The sequence below is a fragment of the Leifsonia sp. NPDC058194 genome (genome assembly GCF_042883605.1).
GTDB lineage: Bacteria > Actinomycetota > Actinomycetes > Actinomycetales > Microbacteriaceae > Leifsonia.
On sequence record NZ_JBHVVL010000003.1, the window covers coordinates 97,357 to 112,539 of the forward strand.

At 70.2% G+C, this 15,183-nt stretch carries 14 protein-coding genes; 5 read left to right on the forward strand and 9 right to left on the reverse strand.

Translation table 11 applies throughout. The annotated features are described in order from the left end of the window. Nucleotides 1-66 precede the first annotated feature (66 nt). Nucleotides 67-1,074: a ketopantoate reductase family protein gene (locus ACFVU2_RS12615; protein ID WP_387874673.1), complete on the forward strand. Its 1,008-nt coding sequence runs from the start codon at nt 67-69 to the stop codon at nt 1,072-1,074. 28 nt (nt 1,075-1,102) lie between these two features. On the opposite strand, the gene ACFVU2_RS12620 is transcribed toward ACFVU2_RS12615, so the two are convergent. Beyond that, on the reverse strand, nt 1,103-1,681 hold the full coding sequence (locus ACFVU2_RS12620; RefSeq protein ID WP_387874675.1) for a hypothetical protein: 579 nt from the start codon (nt 1,679-1,681) through the stop codon (nt 1,103-1,105). A 42-nt stretch (nt 1,682-1,723) separates the two neighbouring features. On the opposite strand from ACFVU2_RS12620, the gene ACFVU2_RS12625 reads away from it, so the two are divergent. Then, nucleotides 1,724-2,593: an A/G-specific adenine glycosylase gene (locus ACFVU2_RS12625; RefSeq protein WP_387874676.1), complete on the forward strand. Its 870-nt coding sequence runs from the start codon at nt 1,724-1,726 to the stop codon at nt 2,591-2,593. 83 nt (nt 2,594-2,676) lie between these two features. On the opposite strand, the gene rbfA is transcribed toward ACFVU2_RS12625, so the two are convergent. The 4 genes from rbfA to nusA form a co-directional block, all read right to left on the reverse strand. Continuing rightward, entirely contained in the window at nt 2,677-3,123 is a 447-nt protein-coding gene (gene rbfA / locus ACFVU2_RS12630; protein WP_387874678.1) for a 30S ribosome-binding factor RbfA, read from the reverse strand. 68 nt (nt 3,124-3,191) lie between these two features. Continuing rightward, nucleotides 3,192-6,023 carry a translation initiation factor IF-2 gene (gene infB / locus ACFVU2_RS12635; RefSeq protein WP_387874681.1) on the reverse strand — a complete coding sequence of 944 codons (2,832 nt, stop codon included), beginning with the start codon at nt 6,021-6,023 and terminating at the stop codon, nt 3,192-3,194. A gap of 80 nt (nt 6,024-6,103) precedes the next feature. After that, on the reverse strand, nt 6,104-6,379 hold the full coding sequence (locus tag ACFVU2_RS12640) for a YlxR family protein (RefSeq protein ID WP_387874683.1): 276 nt from the start codon (nt 6,377-6,379) through the stop codon (nt 6,104-6,106). Nucleotides 6,380-6,413: 34 nt separating this feature from the next. Further along, on the reverse strand, nt 6,414-7,427 hold the full coding sequence (nusA, locus tag ACFVU2_RS12645; protein ID WP_387874685.1) for a transcription termination factor NusA: 1,014 nt from the start codon (nt 7,425-7,427) through the stop codon (nt 6,414-6,416). A 129-nt stretch (nt 7,428-7,556) separates the two neighbouring features. Between nusA and ACFVU2_RS12650 the strand changes: the two genes are divergently transcribed. Further along, entirely contained in the window at nt 7,557-8,339 is a 783-nt protein-coding gene (locus ACFVU2_RS12650; RefSeq protein WP_387874688.1) for a DUF1206 domain-containing protein, read from the forward strand. Between the two features lie 14 nt (nt 8,340-8,353). On the opposite strand, the gene ACFVU2_RS12655 is transcribed toward ACFVU2_RS12650, so the two are convergent. The 4 genes from ACFVU2_RS12655 to ACFVU2_RS12670 all read right to left on the reverse strand — a co-directional run bounded on the left by ACFVU2_RS12655 (nt 8,354) and on the right by ACFVU2_RS12670 (nt 13,786). Beyond that, entirely contained in the window at nt 8,354-10,330 is a 1,977-nt protein-coding gene (locus ACFVU2_RS12655; protein WP_387874691.1) for an ABC transporter ATP-binding protein, read from the reverse strand. After that, the gene (locus ACFVU2_RS12660) at nt 10,327-12,060 is read right to left on the reverse strand and encodes an ABC transporter ATP-binding protein (protein WP_387874694.1); all 1,734 of its coding nucleotides are present in this window, start codon (nt 12,058-12,060) and stop codon (nt 10,327-10,329) included. Before ACFVU2_RS12660 ends, ACFVU2_RS12655 begins: the two co-directional genes overlap by 4 nt. A gap of 10 nt (nt 12,061-12,070) precedes the next feature. Then, nucleotides 12,071-12,736 (reverse strand): TetR/AcrR family transcriptional regulator, encoded by a 666-nt coding sequence (locus tag ACFVU2_RS12665; protein WP_387874697.1) that lies wholly within the window; start codon nt 12,734-12,736, stop codon nt 12,071-12,073. Nucleotides 12,737-12,814: 78 nt separating this feature from the next. Beyond that, nucleotides 12,815-13,786, reverse strand: coding sequence for an aldo/keto reductase (locus tag ACFVU2_RS12670; RefSeq protein ID WP_387874700.1), 972 nt, complete (start codon nt 13,784-13,786; stop codon nt 12,815-12,817). 144 nt (nt 13,787-13,930) lie between these two features. Between ACFVU2_RS12670 and ACFVU2_RS12675 the strand changes: the two genes are divergently transcribed. Continuing rightward, on the forward strand, nt 13,931-14,425 hold the full coding sequence (locus ACFVU2_RS12675; RefSeq protein ID WP_387874702.1) for a methylated-DNA--[protein]-cysteine S-methyltransferase: 495 nt from the start codon (nt 13,931-13,933) through the stop codon (nt 14,423-14,425). Further along, entirely contained in the window at nt 14,422-15,054 is a 633-nt protein-coding gene (locus ACFVU2_RS12680) for a DNA-3-methyladenine glycosylase I (protein ID WP_387874704.1), read from the forward strand. Before ACFVU2_RS12675 ends, ACFVU2_RS12680 begins: the two co-directional genes overlap by 4 nt. Nucleotides 15,055-15,183 lie beyond the last annotated feature (129 nt).

The window sequence follows — 15,183 nt, forward strand, 5'->3', positions numbered from 1 at the left end:
GCGCTCCGTGCCACACTCCGCCCCGCACGCCGTCCCGCCCGTCGCACTCGACGTAGGCTGGACGGCGTGCGCATCGGGGTCATCGGAGCAGGAGCGATCGGCGGCGCCGTCGCGGCGCTGCTCGACCGCGTCGGACACATCGTCGAGGTGACCGCCCGGGGCGAGCATCTGGCGGCCATCCGTGCGGAGGGCCTCCGGCTCGACGGCGGCTGGGGCGAGCACACCGCCCGGGTGGAGGCCGCCGAGACCTTGCAGTCGACGCCGGAACTGGTCTTCCTCTGCACGAAGGCGCAGGACGCCCGCTCCGCGATCGAGGACAACGCGCACCTGCTGCGCGGCATCACGGTCGTCGTCGTGCAGAACGGCCTCGCCGGCCTCCGCCAGGCGACGGAGCTGCTTCCGGACTCCGACTGCGTCGGCGCACTCGCCCTCTACGCCTCCAGCTACCTCTCCCCCGGCCGCATCACGGTCACGACCACGGCGAACACCTACCTCGGTGCCGGAGACGGGCCTCCCCCGGAGGCCGCCGTCGACGCCGCCCGCATCCTGGACGCGGCGATGCCCGCCTTCGCCGTCGACAACTTCACCGGCTGCCAGTGGACGAAGCTGATCGTCAACCAGGTCAACGCCATGCCCGCCATCACCGGCCTGAGCGCGCAGCAGACGCTCGGCGACGGAAGACTGCGCGCGGTCATCACCGCGAGCATGCAGGAGGCGACCCGCGTCGGACTCGACCGCGGCATCCGCTACGGCGCGATCCAGGGACTCGACGACCGCATCCTGCGCTTCGTCGCCCGCGCTCCGCGCTGGGCCGCTCAGATCGTGCCGCTGCTCATGAAGCGCCGGATGGGATCGACGCCGAACCCGGGATCGACGCTCCAGAGCATCCGCCGCGGTCAGCGCAGCGAGATCGACTACCTCAACGGCGCGGTCGTCCAGGAGGCGGAGGCCCTGGGCCGCGAAGCGCCGGTCAACGCCCAACTCACTGCGCTCGTGCACGAGGTGGAGCGAACCGGCGCGTTCGTCGCTCCGGAGGCCGTCGCCACGCGCCTGCGTCCGCTCCTGTCGCGCTGACGCTCTGCCGAGGCGCCGAGCCGCCCGTTCAGCGGCTCACTCGCGCCGGGTCGGCCGGGTCGGAGTCGTCGACGAGGATGTCCGCGAACGCGCGCGGCCGGGCCTCCGCTTCGTACAGCTCCCACTCGGGGGCGTTCACGAGCAGCACGGACGCACTCCATTCGCCGCGCAGCTCCGGCCGCAGCAGGAACTCCCCGTCGATGACGAGCACCGCATCCGGTCCGGCCGTCTCCCAGCTGCTCTCCACCGGCACGTCCCTGGCTTCGTCGAACGCGGCCGTCTGGAAGCCGGCGCTGCCGGCCAGGCGGAACGGATCGAGGAGGACCCGCCGCAACGTCACGTAGTCGAACGACGAGCGGTAGTAGTCCTCGGGGGTCTCCCGGCCGAATCGCGTGCGGTCGGCACGCGAGCGGTGGAAGTCGCCGATCGACGCCCGGACGGCGTCCGACCCGCCCTCGCGGAACACGTCCGCCAGGTCGTCGGCGAACGGCGCGGTGCCGCCTCCACCGTCGACCGCGACCACCACCCGGCCGACCGGCGCATGCGCGCGGATCGTCCCCACCACATCCCGCAGGAGCAGCACGCGCGGAGTCGGAGGCAGTCTCATGCCACGAGCATAGGCCGGGCGACCAGGCAGTAGCCTCGGAGGATGCGTGACACCTTCGCCGAGACCGTCGTCGACTGGTACCACGCCAACCGCCGCGACCTCCCGTGGCGTCGCGACGGCTTCACCGCCTGGGGAACCCTGGTGAGCGAGTTCATGCTGCAGCAGACCCCCGTCGCCCGCGTCATCCCGCGCCTCGAGGAGTGGCTGACCCGATGGCCGACACCCGCCGATCTCGCGGCCGTGCCGTCGGGAGAGGCGGTGCGGGCCTGGCAATCGCTCGGCTACCCGCGCCGCGCCCTCTGGCTGCACGCCGCGGCCGTCGCCATCACCGACCAGCACGGCGGCATCGTCCCGGAGGATGTGGATGCGCTGCTCGCGCTGCCCGGGATCGGGGACTACACGGCACGGGCCGTCGCCGTGTTCGCCTACGGCAACCGGCATCCGGTCGTGGACACGAACATCCGTCGTGTCATCGCACGGGCCGTCGACGGCCAGGCCGAGCCCGGGCCGCCGAGTGCACGGCGGGATCTCGCCGCGATGGAGGCGCTGCTCCCGGTCGAGCGGCCGGCGGCCGCCGCCTTCAACGCCGGGATGATGGAGCTCGGCGCGATCGTCTGCGTCGCCCGCACGCCCCGCTGCGACGAGTGCCCCCTGCTCGAGAGGTGCGCCTGGCGCGCGGCCGGCTATCCGGCCTACGACGGACCGCGCAAAGCCGTCCAGAAGAAGTACGAGGGCAGTGACCGCCAGGTGCGCGGCCTCATCATGGCGGAGCTGCGCGGGTCGCACATCCCGGTGACCGGTGACGAGCTCGAGGCCGTCTGGCCGGATGCGGCCCAGCGCGATCGCGCGCTCGCGGGTCTGCTCGCCGACGGCCTGGCCGTCCGGGCACAGGGCGGCTACACGCTCCCCTGAAGCCCGCCTGTCCGAAGCCCGTCGAAGTTCACGTCGTGGCGGCCAACTCGCTCGGAATGAGCGCCACGACATGAACTTCGACGTCACTCCTCTTCGTCGTCCTCATCGAAGTCGCGGGGCTTGACGTACGGGTCCTCGTCGCCGGCGTACGACGCGCCGGAGGCCAGGCCGGCCACCTCGGTGTCGCGCTTCTGCGCCTCGCGCAGCAGGTCCTCGATGTGGGCCGCGTTCTCCGGGATGGCGTCGAGCTGGAACTCGAGCGTCGGCGTGAGGCGTGCCGTGATGTTCTTGCCGACCTCGCTGCGGAGCATGCCGGTCGCGGCCTTGAGGGCCGCCGCCGTGTCCGTGCGCTCCTCGTCGGTGCCGTAGACCGTGTAGAACACGGTCGCGTGCTGCAGATCGCCCGTCACCTGGACGTCCGTGATCGTCACGAAGCCGAGACGGGGATCGCGGAGGCCGCGGTCGAGCCGCTTGGCGATGATGACCTTGATTCTGTCGGCGAGCTTCCTCGCGCGTGCCGGGTCGGCCATGAGAATTCTCCTTCGTTGTGAAGCCGGAAGGCCCGGCGGATCAACCGCCGGGCCTTCTGAGCATCGAATCAGACGCGGGGCTTCTCGCGAAGCTCGGTCGTCTCGATCTCGTCGCCGATCTGGATGTCGTTGTACTTGCCGAGGCCGATACCGGCTTCGAAGTCCGTACGCACCTCGGTGACGTCGTCCTTGAACCGGCGCAGCGACTCGATGGCGAGGTTGTCCCCCACCACGACGCCGTCGCGGATGACGCGCGCCTTGGCGTTGCGCGTGATCGTCCCGGACCGGACGATGACACCGGCGATGTTGCCGAACTTCGAGGAGCGGAACACCTCGCGGATCTCGGCCACACCCGACTGGACCTCTTCGAACTCGGGCTTGAGCATGCCCTTGAGCGAGTTCTCGATGTCCTCGATCGCGTTGTAGATGACCGAGTAGAAGCGCACGTCGACACCCTCGCGGGCGGCGCGCTCGCGGGCCTTGACGTCCGGGCGGACGTTGAAGCCGATCACGATCGCGTTGTCGATGGTCGCCAGGTCGATGTCCGACTCGGTGATCGCACCCACACCGCGGTGCAGGATGCGCAGGCTCACGGAGTCGTCGACCTCGATCTTCATGAGCGACTCCTCCAGCGCCTCCACGGCACCGGACACGTCGCCCTTGATGATGAGGTTGAGCGCCTCGACCTTGCCCTCTTCCAGAGCGCGGGTGAAGTCCTCGAGCGAGATGCGCTTGCGGGCCTTCGCCAGCTGCGCGTTGCGCTCCGCGGCCTCGCGCTTCTCGGCGATCTGACGCGCGGTGCGGTCCTCCTCGGTGACGAGGAAGGTGTCTCCGGCGCGCGGGACGCTGGAGAGACCCTGCACCTGGACCGGACGCGACGGGGCGGCCTCGTAGACCGGCTCGCCGTTCTCGTCCGCCATGGCACGCACGCGGCCGTAGGCGGTGCCTGCGACGATCGCGTCGCCGACGCGCAGCGTTCCGGACTGGATGAGCACGGTCGCGACCGCGCCGCGGCCCTTGTCGAGCTTGGCCTCGATCGCGACACCGCGGGCGTCCTTGTTCGGGTTCGCACGCAGGTCGAGACCGGCGTCGGCGGTGAGCAGCACGGCGTCCAGGAGGTCCTGGATGCCGATGTTGTTGCGGGCCGACACGTCGACGAACATGACGTCGCCGCCGTACTCCTCGGCCACCAGACCGAACTCGGTCAGCTGCTGACGCACCTTGGCCGGGTTGGCCTCCGGCTTGTCGATCTTGTTGACCGCGACCACGATCGGCACGCCGGCCGCCTGGGCGTGGTTGAGCGCCTCCACCGTCTGCGGCATGATGCCGTCGTCGGCCGCGACCACGAGGATCGCGATGTCGGTCACCTGCGCGCCACGGGCACGCATGGCGGTGAACGCCTCGTGACCCGGGGTGTCGATGAAGGTGATCGCGCGCTCGATGTTCTCGTGCTCGGTCCACACCTGGTAGGCACCGATGTGCTGGGTGATGCCGCCGGCCTCGCCCTCCACGACGTTCGCGCTGCGGATGGCGTCGAGGAGCCGCGTCTTACCGTGGTCGACGTGGCCCATGACGGTGACCACCGGCGGGCGGATCTCGAGGTCCTCGTCGGACTCGTTCTCCAGCTCGGCGTCGAGGTCGATGTCGAAGCCCTCGAGGAGCTCCTTGTCCTCGTCCTCGGGCGAGACGACCTGGATCTTGTAGCCCAGCTCCTCACCGAGGATCTGGAAGGTGGCCTCGTCGAGCGACTCGGTCGCGGTCGCCATCTCGCCCAGGTGGAAGAGGACGGTGACCAGCGACGCGGGGTTCGCGTCGATCTTGTCGGCGAAGTCGGAGATCGAGGATCCACGACGCAGTCGGACGACCGTGCCGCCGTCGCCGCGGGGAACGGACACGCCGCCCAGCGACGGGGCCTCCCGCATCTCGAATTCCTGGCGCTTCGCGCGCTTCGACTTGCGGGCCTTGCTCTTGCCGCCACCGCGACCGAACGCGCCGGCCGTGCCGCCGCCCGGTCCACGACCGCGACCGCCGCCACCGCCGGGACGGGGGCCCGAGAAGCCTCCGGCCGTACCGGGCGCGCCGCCGCCGGGACGCTGGAACCCTGCGCCGCCGCCGGCGCCGCCCGGGCGCTGCTGGAAGCCGGGACGAGCGCCGCCGCCCTGGCGGTTGCCGCCGGGGCGACCCTGGCCGCCACCCTGACCCGGCGCGCCGATGCGCGGCGAGCCCGGACGCGGCGGAGCCGGACGCGGGATGTTGCTCGGGGTCGGACGCTGGCCCATGCCCTGCGAGCTCGAGAACGGGTTGTTGCCCGGACGCGGCGTGCTCGGGCGCTGGCCCATGCCTTGGTTGGACGAGTAGGGGTTGTTTCCGGGGCGCGGGGCGCCGGGGCGGGGGATGCCGCTGGCGCCGGCAGCGCCTGCACCACCGGCGGGGCGCGGAGCCGACGACGGCTTCGCGGCGTCGGACGGACCGTCGGCCGGGGCGCCGGCCTGGGGCGCGACCTCCGAGGCGGTCTGCGCAGCAGCCTTCTCAGCGGCGGCCTTCTCGGCAGCGGCCTTCTCGGCGGCGGCCTGGCGCTCGGCGACGGACAGCGGCGCCTGCGGCTTCGGAGCGCCGCTCTCGGCCTCCTGCTCGGCGGCCTGCGGGCGCGGGGCGGCCGGGCGCGGGCCGGGAGCCGGTGCCTTCGGAGCGGCCGTGGCCGCCTTGTCGGGCGTTCCACCGGCCGTGAAGGTGTGGCCTTCGGCCTCGAGGGCGGCACGCAGCTTGCGGGCTACCGGGGGTTCGATGCTGGAGGACGGTCCCTTGACGAACTCGCCCATCTCCTTGAGTTTCGCGAGCGCGACTTTGCTGTCGACGCCGAGCTCGCTCGCGACCTCGTGTACGCGTGGTTTTGCAGCCACAATTCTCCTGTCTGGGGCCCACCCCGGACAGGGCAGGCGTTAGTAGCGGACGGGACTCATTTCGAGCCGCTCATCGGTTGTCACTCATGTGAAGTCACTGGTTCTTCAGCCTGTTCTCGTAGGTAGGCCCGGATGGCCGTCGGGTCGAGCGCTTTCTCCACCCGCAGCGCCCGGCCGAAGGCCCGCCGCTTGAGGGCGTTGTCGAGACACTCGTCGACCGGATGCAGCCACGCACCTCGCCCGGGGAGCGTGGCGGAGTGATCCACCACGAGTTCCAAATTCCGGGCGACGATCCTCAGAAGAGAGGATCGGGGGGCGCGAGAACGGCATCCGACGCACGTTCTGACAGCTTCCATCTTACACCCGCGCGCCGGGCGACCCGGCGCGCACCTAGTCGCGATCCAGGATCGAATCCGGCTGGATGTCGATCTTCGCGCCCGTGAGCTTGGCGGCGAGGCGGGCGTTCTGGCCCTCCTTGCCGATCGCGAGCGACAGCTGGTAGTCGGGGACGAGGGCACGGACGGCCTTGAGCGACTCGTCGATGACGAAGGCGCTGGTGACCTTCGCCGGCGACAGCGCGCTCGAGACGAACGTCGCGAGATCGGACGAGTAGTCGACGATGTCGATCTTCTCGTTGTTGAGCTCGGCGGTCACCGCGCGCACGCGCTGGCCGAGCTCTCCGATGCAGGCGCCCTTGGCGTTGACGCCGGGCTCGGTCGCCCGCACGGCGATCTTGGTGCGGTGGCCGGCCTCGCGCGCGAGCGAGACGATCTCGACGACGCCGCTGGCGATCTCGGGCACCTCGAGTGCGAAGAGCTTGCGCACGAGGGCCGGGTGGGTGCGCGACACGATGATCGACGGACCCTTCGGCCCCTTCGAGACGCTCGTCACGTAGACGCGGATGCGCGACCCGTGGGCGTACTCCTCGCCCGGCACCTGCTCCTCGGGCGGGAGGATGGCCTCGACGCTGCCCAGGTCGACGTGGATCATGCGCGGGTTCGGGCCCTGCTGGATCACGCCGGCGACGATGTCGCCCTCGCGGCCGCGGAACTCGCCGAGCACGGCGTCGTCGGCGATGTCGCGCAGACGCTGGTTGATGACCTGCTTCGCGGCGAACGCGGCGATGCGGCCGAAGTCGCTCGGGCTGTCCTCCGCCTCGCCGACGACGTTGCCCTCGTCGTCCAGCTCCGGGACGAAGACGCTCACATGGCCGGTCTTGCGGTCCAGGTGCACGCGGGCGCCCGGGACCTCGTCGGTGTGGCCGTGCCCGTGCTTGTGCTCGGCTTGATTGGTGTGCTTCAGATAGGCGGTCAGGATCGCCTGCTCGATGATGTGCACCAGTTCGTCGAACGGGATCTCTTTCTCGCGCTCCATGAGACGCAAGACGCTGAGGTCGATGTCCATGCCGGCCTCCTCTATTCACATTGCGCCGTCGCGCGATGGCGCGACGGACTCGACTATCTACGGTACCCGAGTTTCAGCGAAGTCGGGACCCTCGGCCTCGCGGCCGTCCGGGCGGGTACCGTGCGGGATATGACTGCACCGACGAGGACCGCCTCCCGCGCCGCGCAGAACCCCGCCGTGAGGGCACTCGCGCGCGTCGGGCTCGCGACGATCGGCCTGCTCCACATCCTGATCGGCGCCATCGCCATCGCGATCGCGTTCGGCGGCAGCGGCGACGCCGATCAGTCCGGAGCGCTGCAGGCGATCGTCGCCGTGCCCGGCGGACTGTTCGTCGTCTGGGCCGCCGTCGTCGGGCTCGCCGTGCTCTCGCTGTGGCAGATCCTTGTGGCCGTGACCGTGCAGGGAGCGGGCAAGCGCCTGACCGAGATCGGCAAGTGCGTGGTCTACGCCGCACTGGCCGTCGTGGCGGCCTCCATCGCGCTCGGCGGCGGCCACGACGCGTCGTCCTCGGAGAAGACGATGAGCGCACGCCTCCTCGCCGTGCCGGGCGGCGTCTTCGTGCTCGCCCTGATCGGCCTGGGCGTCGTGATCGGCGGGATCGTCTTCCTCCGCAACGGGGTGACGCACCGGTTCGAACGCGACCTGCGCCTGCCCCCGAACGCGCTGGCGGGGGTGACGACGACGCTGGGACGCATCGGGTACATCGCGAAGGGGATCGCGCTGATCCTGGTCGGCGGGCTCGTCGTCGCCGGCGCCGTCACCTACGACCCGGAGAAGGCGGGAGGCCTCGACGGCAGCCTCAAGACGCTCGTCGGCCTCCCGTTCGGCCCGGTGCTGCTCGTGCTCATCGCGCTCGGGCTGATCGCGTACGGCGTCTTCTGGCTGGTGCGCTCGGTCGCCGCCCGCCTCTAGGCCGCCGCCCGCCTCTAGGCCTCCTCCGCCGGAGCCGCGAACTGCGCGTTGTACAGCGTGTAGTACGCGCCGCCGCGGGCGAGCAGCTCGGCGTGCGTGCCCTGCTCGACGATGCTCCCGGCCTCCATCACCAGGATGAGGTCGGCGTCGCGGATGGTCGACAGCCGGTGCGCGATCACGAATGACGTGCGGTCGGCCCGCAGCGCGCTCATCGCCTTCTGGACGAGGAGCTCGGTGCGCGTGTCCACCGACGAGGTCGCCTCGTCGAGGATGAGCACGCTCGGCCGGGCGAGGAACGCCCGCGCGATCGTCAGGAGCTGCTTCTCCCCCGCCGAGACGTTGCCGCCTTCGTCGTCCAGCACCGTGTCGTAGCCGTCCGGCAGCGAGCGCACGAAGCGGTCGACATAGGTCGCCTTCGCTGCGGCGACGATCTCGTCCTCCGTCGCACCCGGGCGCCCGTAGGCGATGTTGTCGCGGATCGTGCCCTTGAACAGCCAGGTGTCCTGCAGCACCATCCCCATCCGGCTCCGGAGGTCGTGCCTGGTCATCTCCGCGATGTCCACGCCGTCGAGCGTGATGCGGCCGCCGTTCAGGTCGTAGAACCGCATCATCAGGTTGACGAGGGTGGTCTTTCCCGCCCCGGTCGGGCCGACGATCGCGACCGTCTGCCCGGGCTCGGCCACCAGCGAGAGGTCGTCGATGAGGGGATTGTCCGGGCTGTACCGGAACGACACGTCCTCGAACGCGAGGCGGCCCTTGGTCCCGTCGGGGCTCTGCGGCCGCTCGGGATCGGCGGACTGCTCCTCCGCGTCCAGGAGCTCGAAGACGCGCTCGGCGCTCGCGACACCCGACTGGAGCAGGTTGGCCATCGAGCCGAGCTGGGTCAGCGGCTGGGTGAACTGCCGCGAGTACTGGATGAACGCCGTCACGTCGCCGAGCTGCATCGCGCCGCTGGCCACCTGCAGGCCGCCGACGACGGCGATGGCGACGTACATGAGGTTCCCGACGAACATCATCGCCGGCATGATGATGCCCGAGATGAACTGCGCGCCGAAGCTCGCCTCGTACATCTCCTCGTTCTTCGAGCCGAACCGCTCCTCCACCTCGCGGTGGCGGCCGAAGACCTTGACCAGCGAGTGGCCGGTGAAGGCCTCCTCGATCTGGCCGTTCAGCTCACCCGTGTTCCGCCACTGCGCCACGAACAGCTTCTGCGAGCGCTTCGCGATCAGCGAGGTCACGAGCAGGGTGAGCGGGATGGTGATGAGCGCGATCAGGGCCAGCAGGGGCGAGACGACGAACATCATGACGACCACGCCGACGACTGTGAGCAGGGAGGTCAGCAGCTGGCTCATGGTCTGCTGCAGCGTCTGCGAGATGTTGTCGATGTCGTTCGTCACGCGGCTGAGCAGCTCGCCGCGCTGCATCTTGTCGAAGTACGTGAGCGGGAGGCGGTGGATCTTGGCCTCCACGTCTTCGCGCAGCCGGTACACCGTCCGCTGGGTCACTCCGTTGAGCACGTAGGCCTGCAGGTAGCTGAAGACCGACGAGGCGATGTAGAGCGCGAGCACCCACATCAGCACGTGGCCGACGGCGACGAAGTCGATCCCCGCGCCCGGGGTGAACGTCGTCCCCGAGAGCAGGTCGGCGAACTGGCCCTGGCCCTGAGCGCGCAGCCCGTCGATGACCTGGGTCTGCGTGACGCCGCTCGGGAACTGCTTCGACAGGGCCCCGGCGAAGACGAGGTTGATCGCGTTGCCGAGGAGCTTCGGGCCGAGCACCGCGAACACGACGCTCACGACGGCGAGCAGCGTGACGAAGACGATCGCCCAGCGCTCCGGCTTCAGCTGGCCGGCGAGCCGGCGGGCGGACGGACCGAAGTTGAGGGACTTCTCCGCGGGCATCCCCATGCCGCCGAACGGGCCGCCCCCACCGGGGCCGCGCCGCGCGGGCGGCCGGGCGGGCGGGCGACGGTCTTCCGTTTCCTGGCTCATGCCGCCTCCTCCGCGGTCAGCTGCGACGAGACGATCTCGGCGTAGGTCGGATTGCTCTCGATCAGCTCCTCGTGCGTGCCGCGTCCCACGACCCGGCCGTCCTCGAGGACGATGATCTGGTCGGCGTCGACGATCGTCGAGACGCGCTGGGCGACGACGATCATGGTGGCCTCGGACACCGAGCGCGCCAGAGCGGAACGCAGCCGGGCGTCCGTCGCCGTGTCGAGTGCGGAGAACGAGTCGTCGAAGACGTAGATCTCGGGGCGTTTGACCAGCGCGCGGGCGATCGCGAGCCGCTGCCGCTGCCCGCCGGAGACATTGGTGCCGCCTTGGGCGATCGGCGAGTCCAGGCCGTCCGGCATGGCCTCGACGAAGTCCTTCGCCTGCGCGATCTCGAGGGCGGACCAGAGCTCGTCGTCGGTCGCGTCCGGCTTGCCGTAGCGGAGGTTGGAGGCCACCGTGCCCGAGAAGAGGTACGGCTTCTGCGGGACGAGACCGATCCGCGACCACAGCAGCTCGGGGTCCAGCTCGGCCGCATCCACGCCGTCCACCAGCACGAGCCCGCTCGTCGCGTCGAAGAGCCGCGGGACGAGGTTCACGAGGGTGGTCTTGCCGGAGCCGGTGCTGCCGATGATCGCCGTCGTCTCGCCGGAGCGGGCGAGGAAGGTCACGTCGCTGAGCACCGGCTGCTCGGCGCCGGGATAGGCGAAGCCGACGTCCACGAACTCGACGGTCCCGTGCGCGGGCAGCTCGGTCACCGGGTTCTCCGGCGCACGCACCGAGGCCTCGGTGCCCAGCACCTCGCCGATGCGATCCGCGCAGACCGCCGCGCGCGGCACCAGGACCGCCATCATCGTCGACATCATGACGCCCATGAGGATCTGCATGAGGTACTGCAGGAAGGCCGTGAGCGTTCCGATCTGCATCGACCCGTCGTCCACGCGGAACCCGCCGAACCAGATGACCGCCACGCTCGAGACGTTGAGGACGAGCATCACGATCGGGAACATCAGGGCGAACAGGCGACCCGCTTTGAGCGCCGTGTCCGTCACCTGGTCGTTCGCGACCGCGAACCGCTCGGTCTCCACATCCTCCCGCACGAACGCGCGGATGACGCGGATGCCCGTCAGCTGCTCCCGGAGGACGCGGTTGACCCGGTCGATGCGCTCCTGCATGCGACGGAAGAGCGGGACCATGCGCGAGATGATCAGGCCGACCGCGATGAGCAGCACCGGGACGCTCACGGCGATGAGCCACGAGAGCTCGAGATCCTGCTGCATCGCCAGGACGATGCCGCCGACGGCGAGGATGGGCGCGGAGACGAGCAGGGTGCACGTCATCAGCACCAGCATCTGCACCTGCTGCACGTCGTTCGTGTTGCGGGTGATGAGCGAGGGCGCCCCGAACCGCGAGACCTCGCGCTCCGAGAACTCCCCCACCCGGTGGAAGATCGCCGTGCGCAGGTCACGACCGACCCGCATCGCGACCTTGGCCCCGAAGTAGACCGCGGCGATGGAGCACGCCACCTGCACGAGCGTGACCCCGAGCATCTGGGCGCCGACCATCAGGATGTAGCCGGTGTCGCCCTTGGCGATGCCGTTGTCGGTGATATCGGCGTTGAGGGTCGGCAGCCAGAGCGACAGCAGGGACTGCGCGAGCTGGAACACGACGACCCCCACGAGGAGCCGCCAGTGCGGCCGCAGGAACCGGCCGAGGAGCTTCAGGAGCATGTGCGCCCTCCTATTCGTGCGCCGCGTCGGCGGCGGTGGATGCCCCGGAGGGCGTGAAGACGACGAACGGTCGCCCGGCGACGCCCAGCAGGGCGATCCGGGCCAGCTCGTCCACGCTGAACTCGACGCCCTCGTTGAGGGTCGGGAAGGCGGACGAGAAGCTGAGGAGTCGCAGCACGTAGGCCACGCGCTCCGGCGGGAGGTTGAGCGCCGCCGCCTCCGGTTCGATGATGCGGGCGATGATCCGCGCGAACTCGTGCCGCTCCTGCGGGATGTGCGGCCGCTCGGGCCCGATCACCGCCATGATGCGCATCACGCTCTGGAACCGCTCGCGCATCAGGTAGATGACGGCGCGGACCTTGTGCTCCAGCGGGAGGGCCGGGTCGATCGCCCGGAGCGACTCGCGGAGCGGCTCGGGATCGAGGTACTTCTCGATCGCGGCGGTGACCAGGGTCTCCTTGTCGCCGAACGCACGGAAGACCGTGCCCTCGGCGATCCCGGCCGCATCGGCGATCTGGCGAGTGGTCACGCCCCGGCCGTACTCGACGAGGAGGGGGATGACCGCGTCGATGATCATCGCCTTGCGGTCGTCGGGAGACAGCGGCTGCGCGCGCTGACGGGGGGCCGGGTCGAGCTCGGCCCCGTCGGCGGGTACGGCTTCCTTCTCAGGGATCACGGAGGCGACTCTACGCGGAGTGAGCGCTCACTCACAACGCTCGGGTCGTTCGCCCAGAGCGAACGCGCCCCGCGTCGGTCAGCTCGACGTCGCGAAGATGGCGGAGATGCGGGCCACGTCCTCCGGAGTCGGCTGCCACGCCGTCGCCGCCTCGGCGTTGGCGACGATCTGCTCGGGCTTCGTCGCGCCGGCGATCACACTCGTCAGCCGGGGCTGAGCGAGCAGCCAGGCGAACGTCGCCGCCAGCATGCTCACGCCGCGCTCGTCGCAGAACGCCTGGTACTCCTCGATGCGATCCCAGGGCGCATCGTCGAGGAGGTGCTTGCGGATCGTCATGATCCTGCTGTCGGCCGGGCCGCCCTCACGGGAGAACTTGCCGGTGAAGAGCCCGTTGTAGAGCGGGAAGAACGGCAGGAAGCCCAGCCCGTACGCATCGACGGCGGGGAGCACCTCCTGCTCGGCGTCGCGGACCAGGAGGCTGTACTCGTTCTGTGCGGAGATGAACTTCGGGTGGCCGTGGAGCCGCGCCGTGAACTCCGCCTCCGCGATCTGCCAGCCGGCGAGGTTGGAGTGCCCGATGTAGCGGATCTTGCCCTCGGCGATGAGATCCTCCAAGGCGTCCAGGGTCTCCTCGATGGGCGTCACGCCGTCGGGGCGGTGCAGCTGGTACAGGTCGATCCAATCGGTGCGCAGACGGCGCAGGGAGGCCTCGACGGCCAGCCGGATGTAGCGGCGCGACCCGCGCGCACCCCAGTCCGGACCGTTCGTACCGGCCATGTCCATTCCGAACTTGGTCGCGAGGACGATGCGGTCCCGCTTGCCCGCGAGCGCCTTGCCCATGAGCGACTCCGAGAGGCCGCGCTCCGAGCCGTAGATGTCGGCGGTGTCGAACAGCGTCACGCCCGCGTCGATCGCGGCGCCGATCACGGCGTCCGTGCCCTCCTGGGTCTCCGTCGCGGTGCCCTGCCGGCCGAAGTTGTTGCAGCCGAGGCCGATGGTGGAGACGACGAGGCCGGAGCGGCCGAGGGTGCGGTATTCGATGTTCGCCATGCCCACGAGTCTAGGCCGGGACCGCCGGGACGATCGGCTGCGCGTGCGGCACGATCCGCTCCACAGGATGCGCGCTCGCGCGCCTTCTCCCCAATGTCCGATTTCCGCGAGACTACCGTCGGTGGCTGCTCCTAGAGTCGACTCATGACCAGCTTCGCGTATCTGCTCCGCACCCCGAGTCCGATCGGACGGATCGAGCTCACCAGCGACGGCGAGGCGGTGACCTCGCTCTCGATCGAACGGGGCGGCCTCCTCCCCCACGACGAGCACCCCGAGCGCAGCACGGCGGTCCTCGATGAGGCCGCCCGTCAGCTCGACGAGTACTTCGCCGGGGCGCGCCGTGAGTTCGACGTCCCCGTGCGCTTCGAGGGCACCCCGTTCCGGCGCTCCGTGTGGGAGAGGCTCCAGCACCTGGAGTTCGGCACCCTCACGTCGTACGGCGAGCTCGGACTCTCCCTCGGCTACAGCGGGTACGGCCGGGCGATCGGCGGTGCGGTCGGCGCGAACCCCGTGCCGATCATCGTCGGCTGCCACCGCGTGCTCTCCACGAGCGGCAAGGTGACGGGCTACAGCGGCGGCGAGGGCATCCCGACCAAGATCTGGCTGCTCGAGCACGAGGGGATCCTGCTCGCCGCATGAGCATCGACGACACGACCACGACACCGGCCGCTCCCCCTGGAGCACCGCGCGCCTCGATCGTCCACGGAGACGACGGACTCGACCGATGCTCGTGGCCCGGTGCGGACGCCGAGTACCGGCGCTATCACGACGAGGAGTGGGGCCACGAGCAGCGCGACGGACGGGCGCTCTACGAGAAGCTCTGCCTCGAGGGCTTCCAGGCCGGCCTGTCGTGGATCACGATCCTGCGCCGGCGTCCGGCCTTTCGCGAGGTCTTCCAGGGTTTCGAGCCGGAGCGCGTCGCGGCGATGACGGAGGACGATGTGCTCCGCCTGCTCGCCGACGAACGCATCATCCGGCACCGGGGCAAGATCGAGGCGACGATCTCGAACGCCCGGGCCGTGCTGACGCTCGACGAACCGCTGGAGGAGCTGATGTGGCGATTCGCCCCGTCACCGCGGCCCGAGAGCAGCCGGCCGCGCGCCTGGTCGGACGTCCCGGCCGTCACGCCGGAATCGACGGCGATGAGCAAAGAACTGAGGCGCCGCGGCTTCCGCTTCGTCGGCCCCACCACGATGTACGCGCTGATGCAGGCGACCGGGATGGTCGACGACCACTTCGTCGGATGCTTCCGCGCGGGCACGTCCTGATCGGGCCCCCGGCTCCGGACGATGAGAAGTCGGGCCGACTCTGTCGACGGGATCGTTTCTCGCTGGCGATGGAGTGCTCCGCTCGTGCCCGACCGCACGCGGAACTTCACTGACATCACACACGACCCC

Coding starts and splice junctions, on each gene's coding strand:
- ACFVU2_RS12680 (WP_387874704.1), top strand. CDS start 14,422: ATGAGCATCGACGACACGACCACGACACCGGCCGCTCCCCCTGGAGCA.
- rbfA (WP_387874678.1), bottom strand. CDS start 3,123: ATGGCCGACCCGGCACGCGCGAGGAAGCTCGCCGACAGAATCAAGGTC.
- ACFVU2_RS12675 (WP_387874702.1), top strand. CDS start 13,931: ATGACCAGCTTCGCGTATCTGCTCCGCACCCCGAGTCCGATCGGACGG.
- ACFVU2_RS12655 (WP_387874691.1), bottom strand. CDS start 10,330: ATGAGCCAGGAAACGGAAGACCGTCGCCCGCCCGCCCGGCCGCCCGCG.
- ACFVU2_RS12650 (WP_387874688.1), top strand. CDS start 7,557: ATGACTGCACCGACGAGGACCGCCTCCCGCGCCGCGCAGAACCCCGCC.
- ACFVU2_RS12660 (WP_387874694.1), bottom strand. CDS start 12,060: ATGCTCCTGAAGCTCCTCGGCCGGTTCCTGCGGCCGCACTGGCGGCTC.
- ACFVU2_RS12640 (WP_387874683.1), bottom strand. CDS start 6,379: ATGGAAGCTGTCAGAACGTGCGTCGGATGCCGTTCTCGCGCCCCCCGA.
- ACFVU2_RS12625 (WP_387874676.1), top strand. CDS start 1,724: ATGCGTGACACCTTCGCCGAGACCGTCGTCGACTGGTACCACGCCAAC.
- ACFVU2_RS12620 (WP_387874675.1), bottom strand. CDS start 1,681: ATGAGACTGCCTCCGACTCCGCGCGTGCTGCTCCTGCGGGATGTGGTG.
- ACFVU2_RS12670 (WP_387874700.1), bottom strand. CDS start 13,786: ATGGCGAACATCGAATACCGCACCCTCGGCCGCTCCGGCCTCGTCGTC.
- nusA (WP_387874685.1), bottom strand. CDS start 7,427: ATGGACATCGACCTCAGCGTCTTGCGTCTCATGGAGCGCGAGAAAGAG.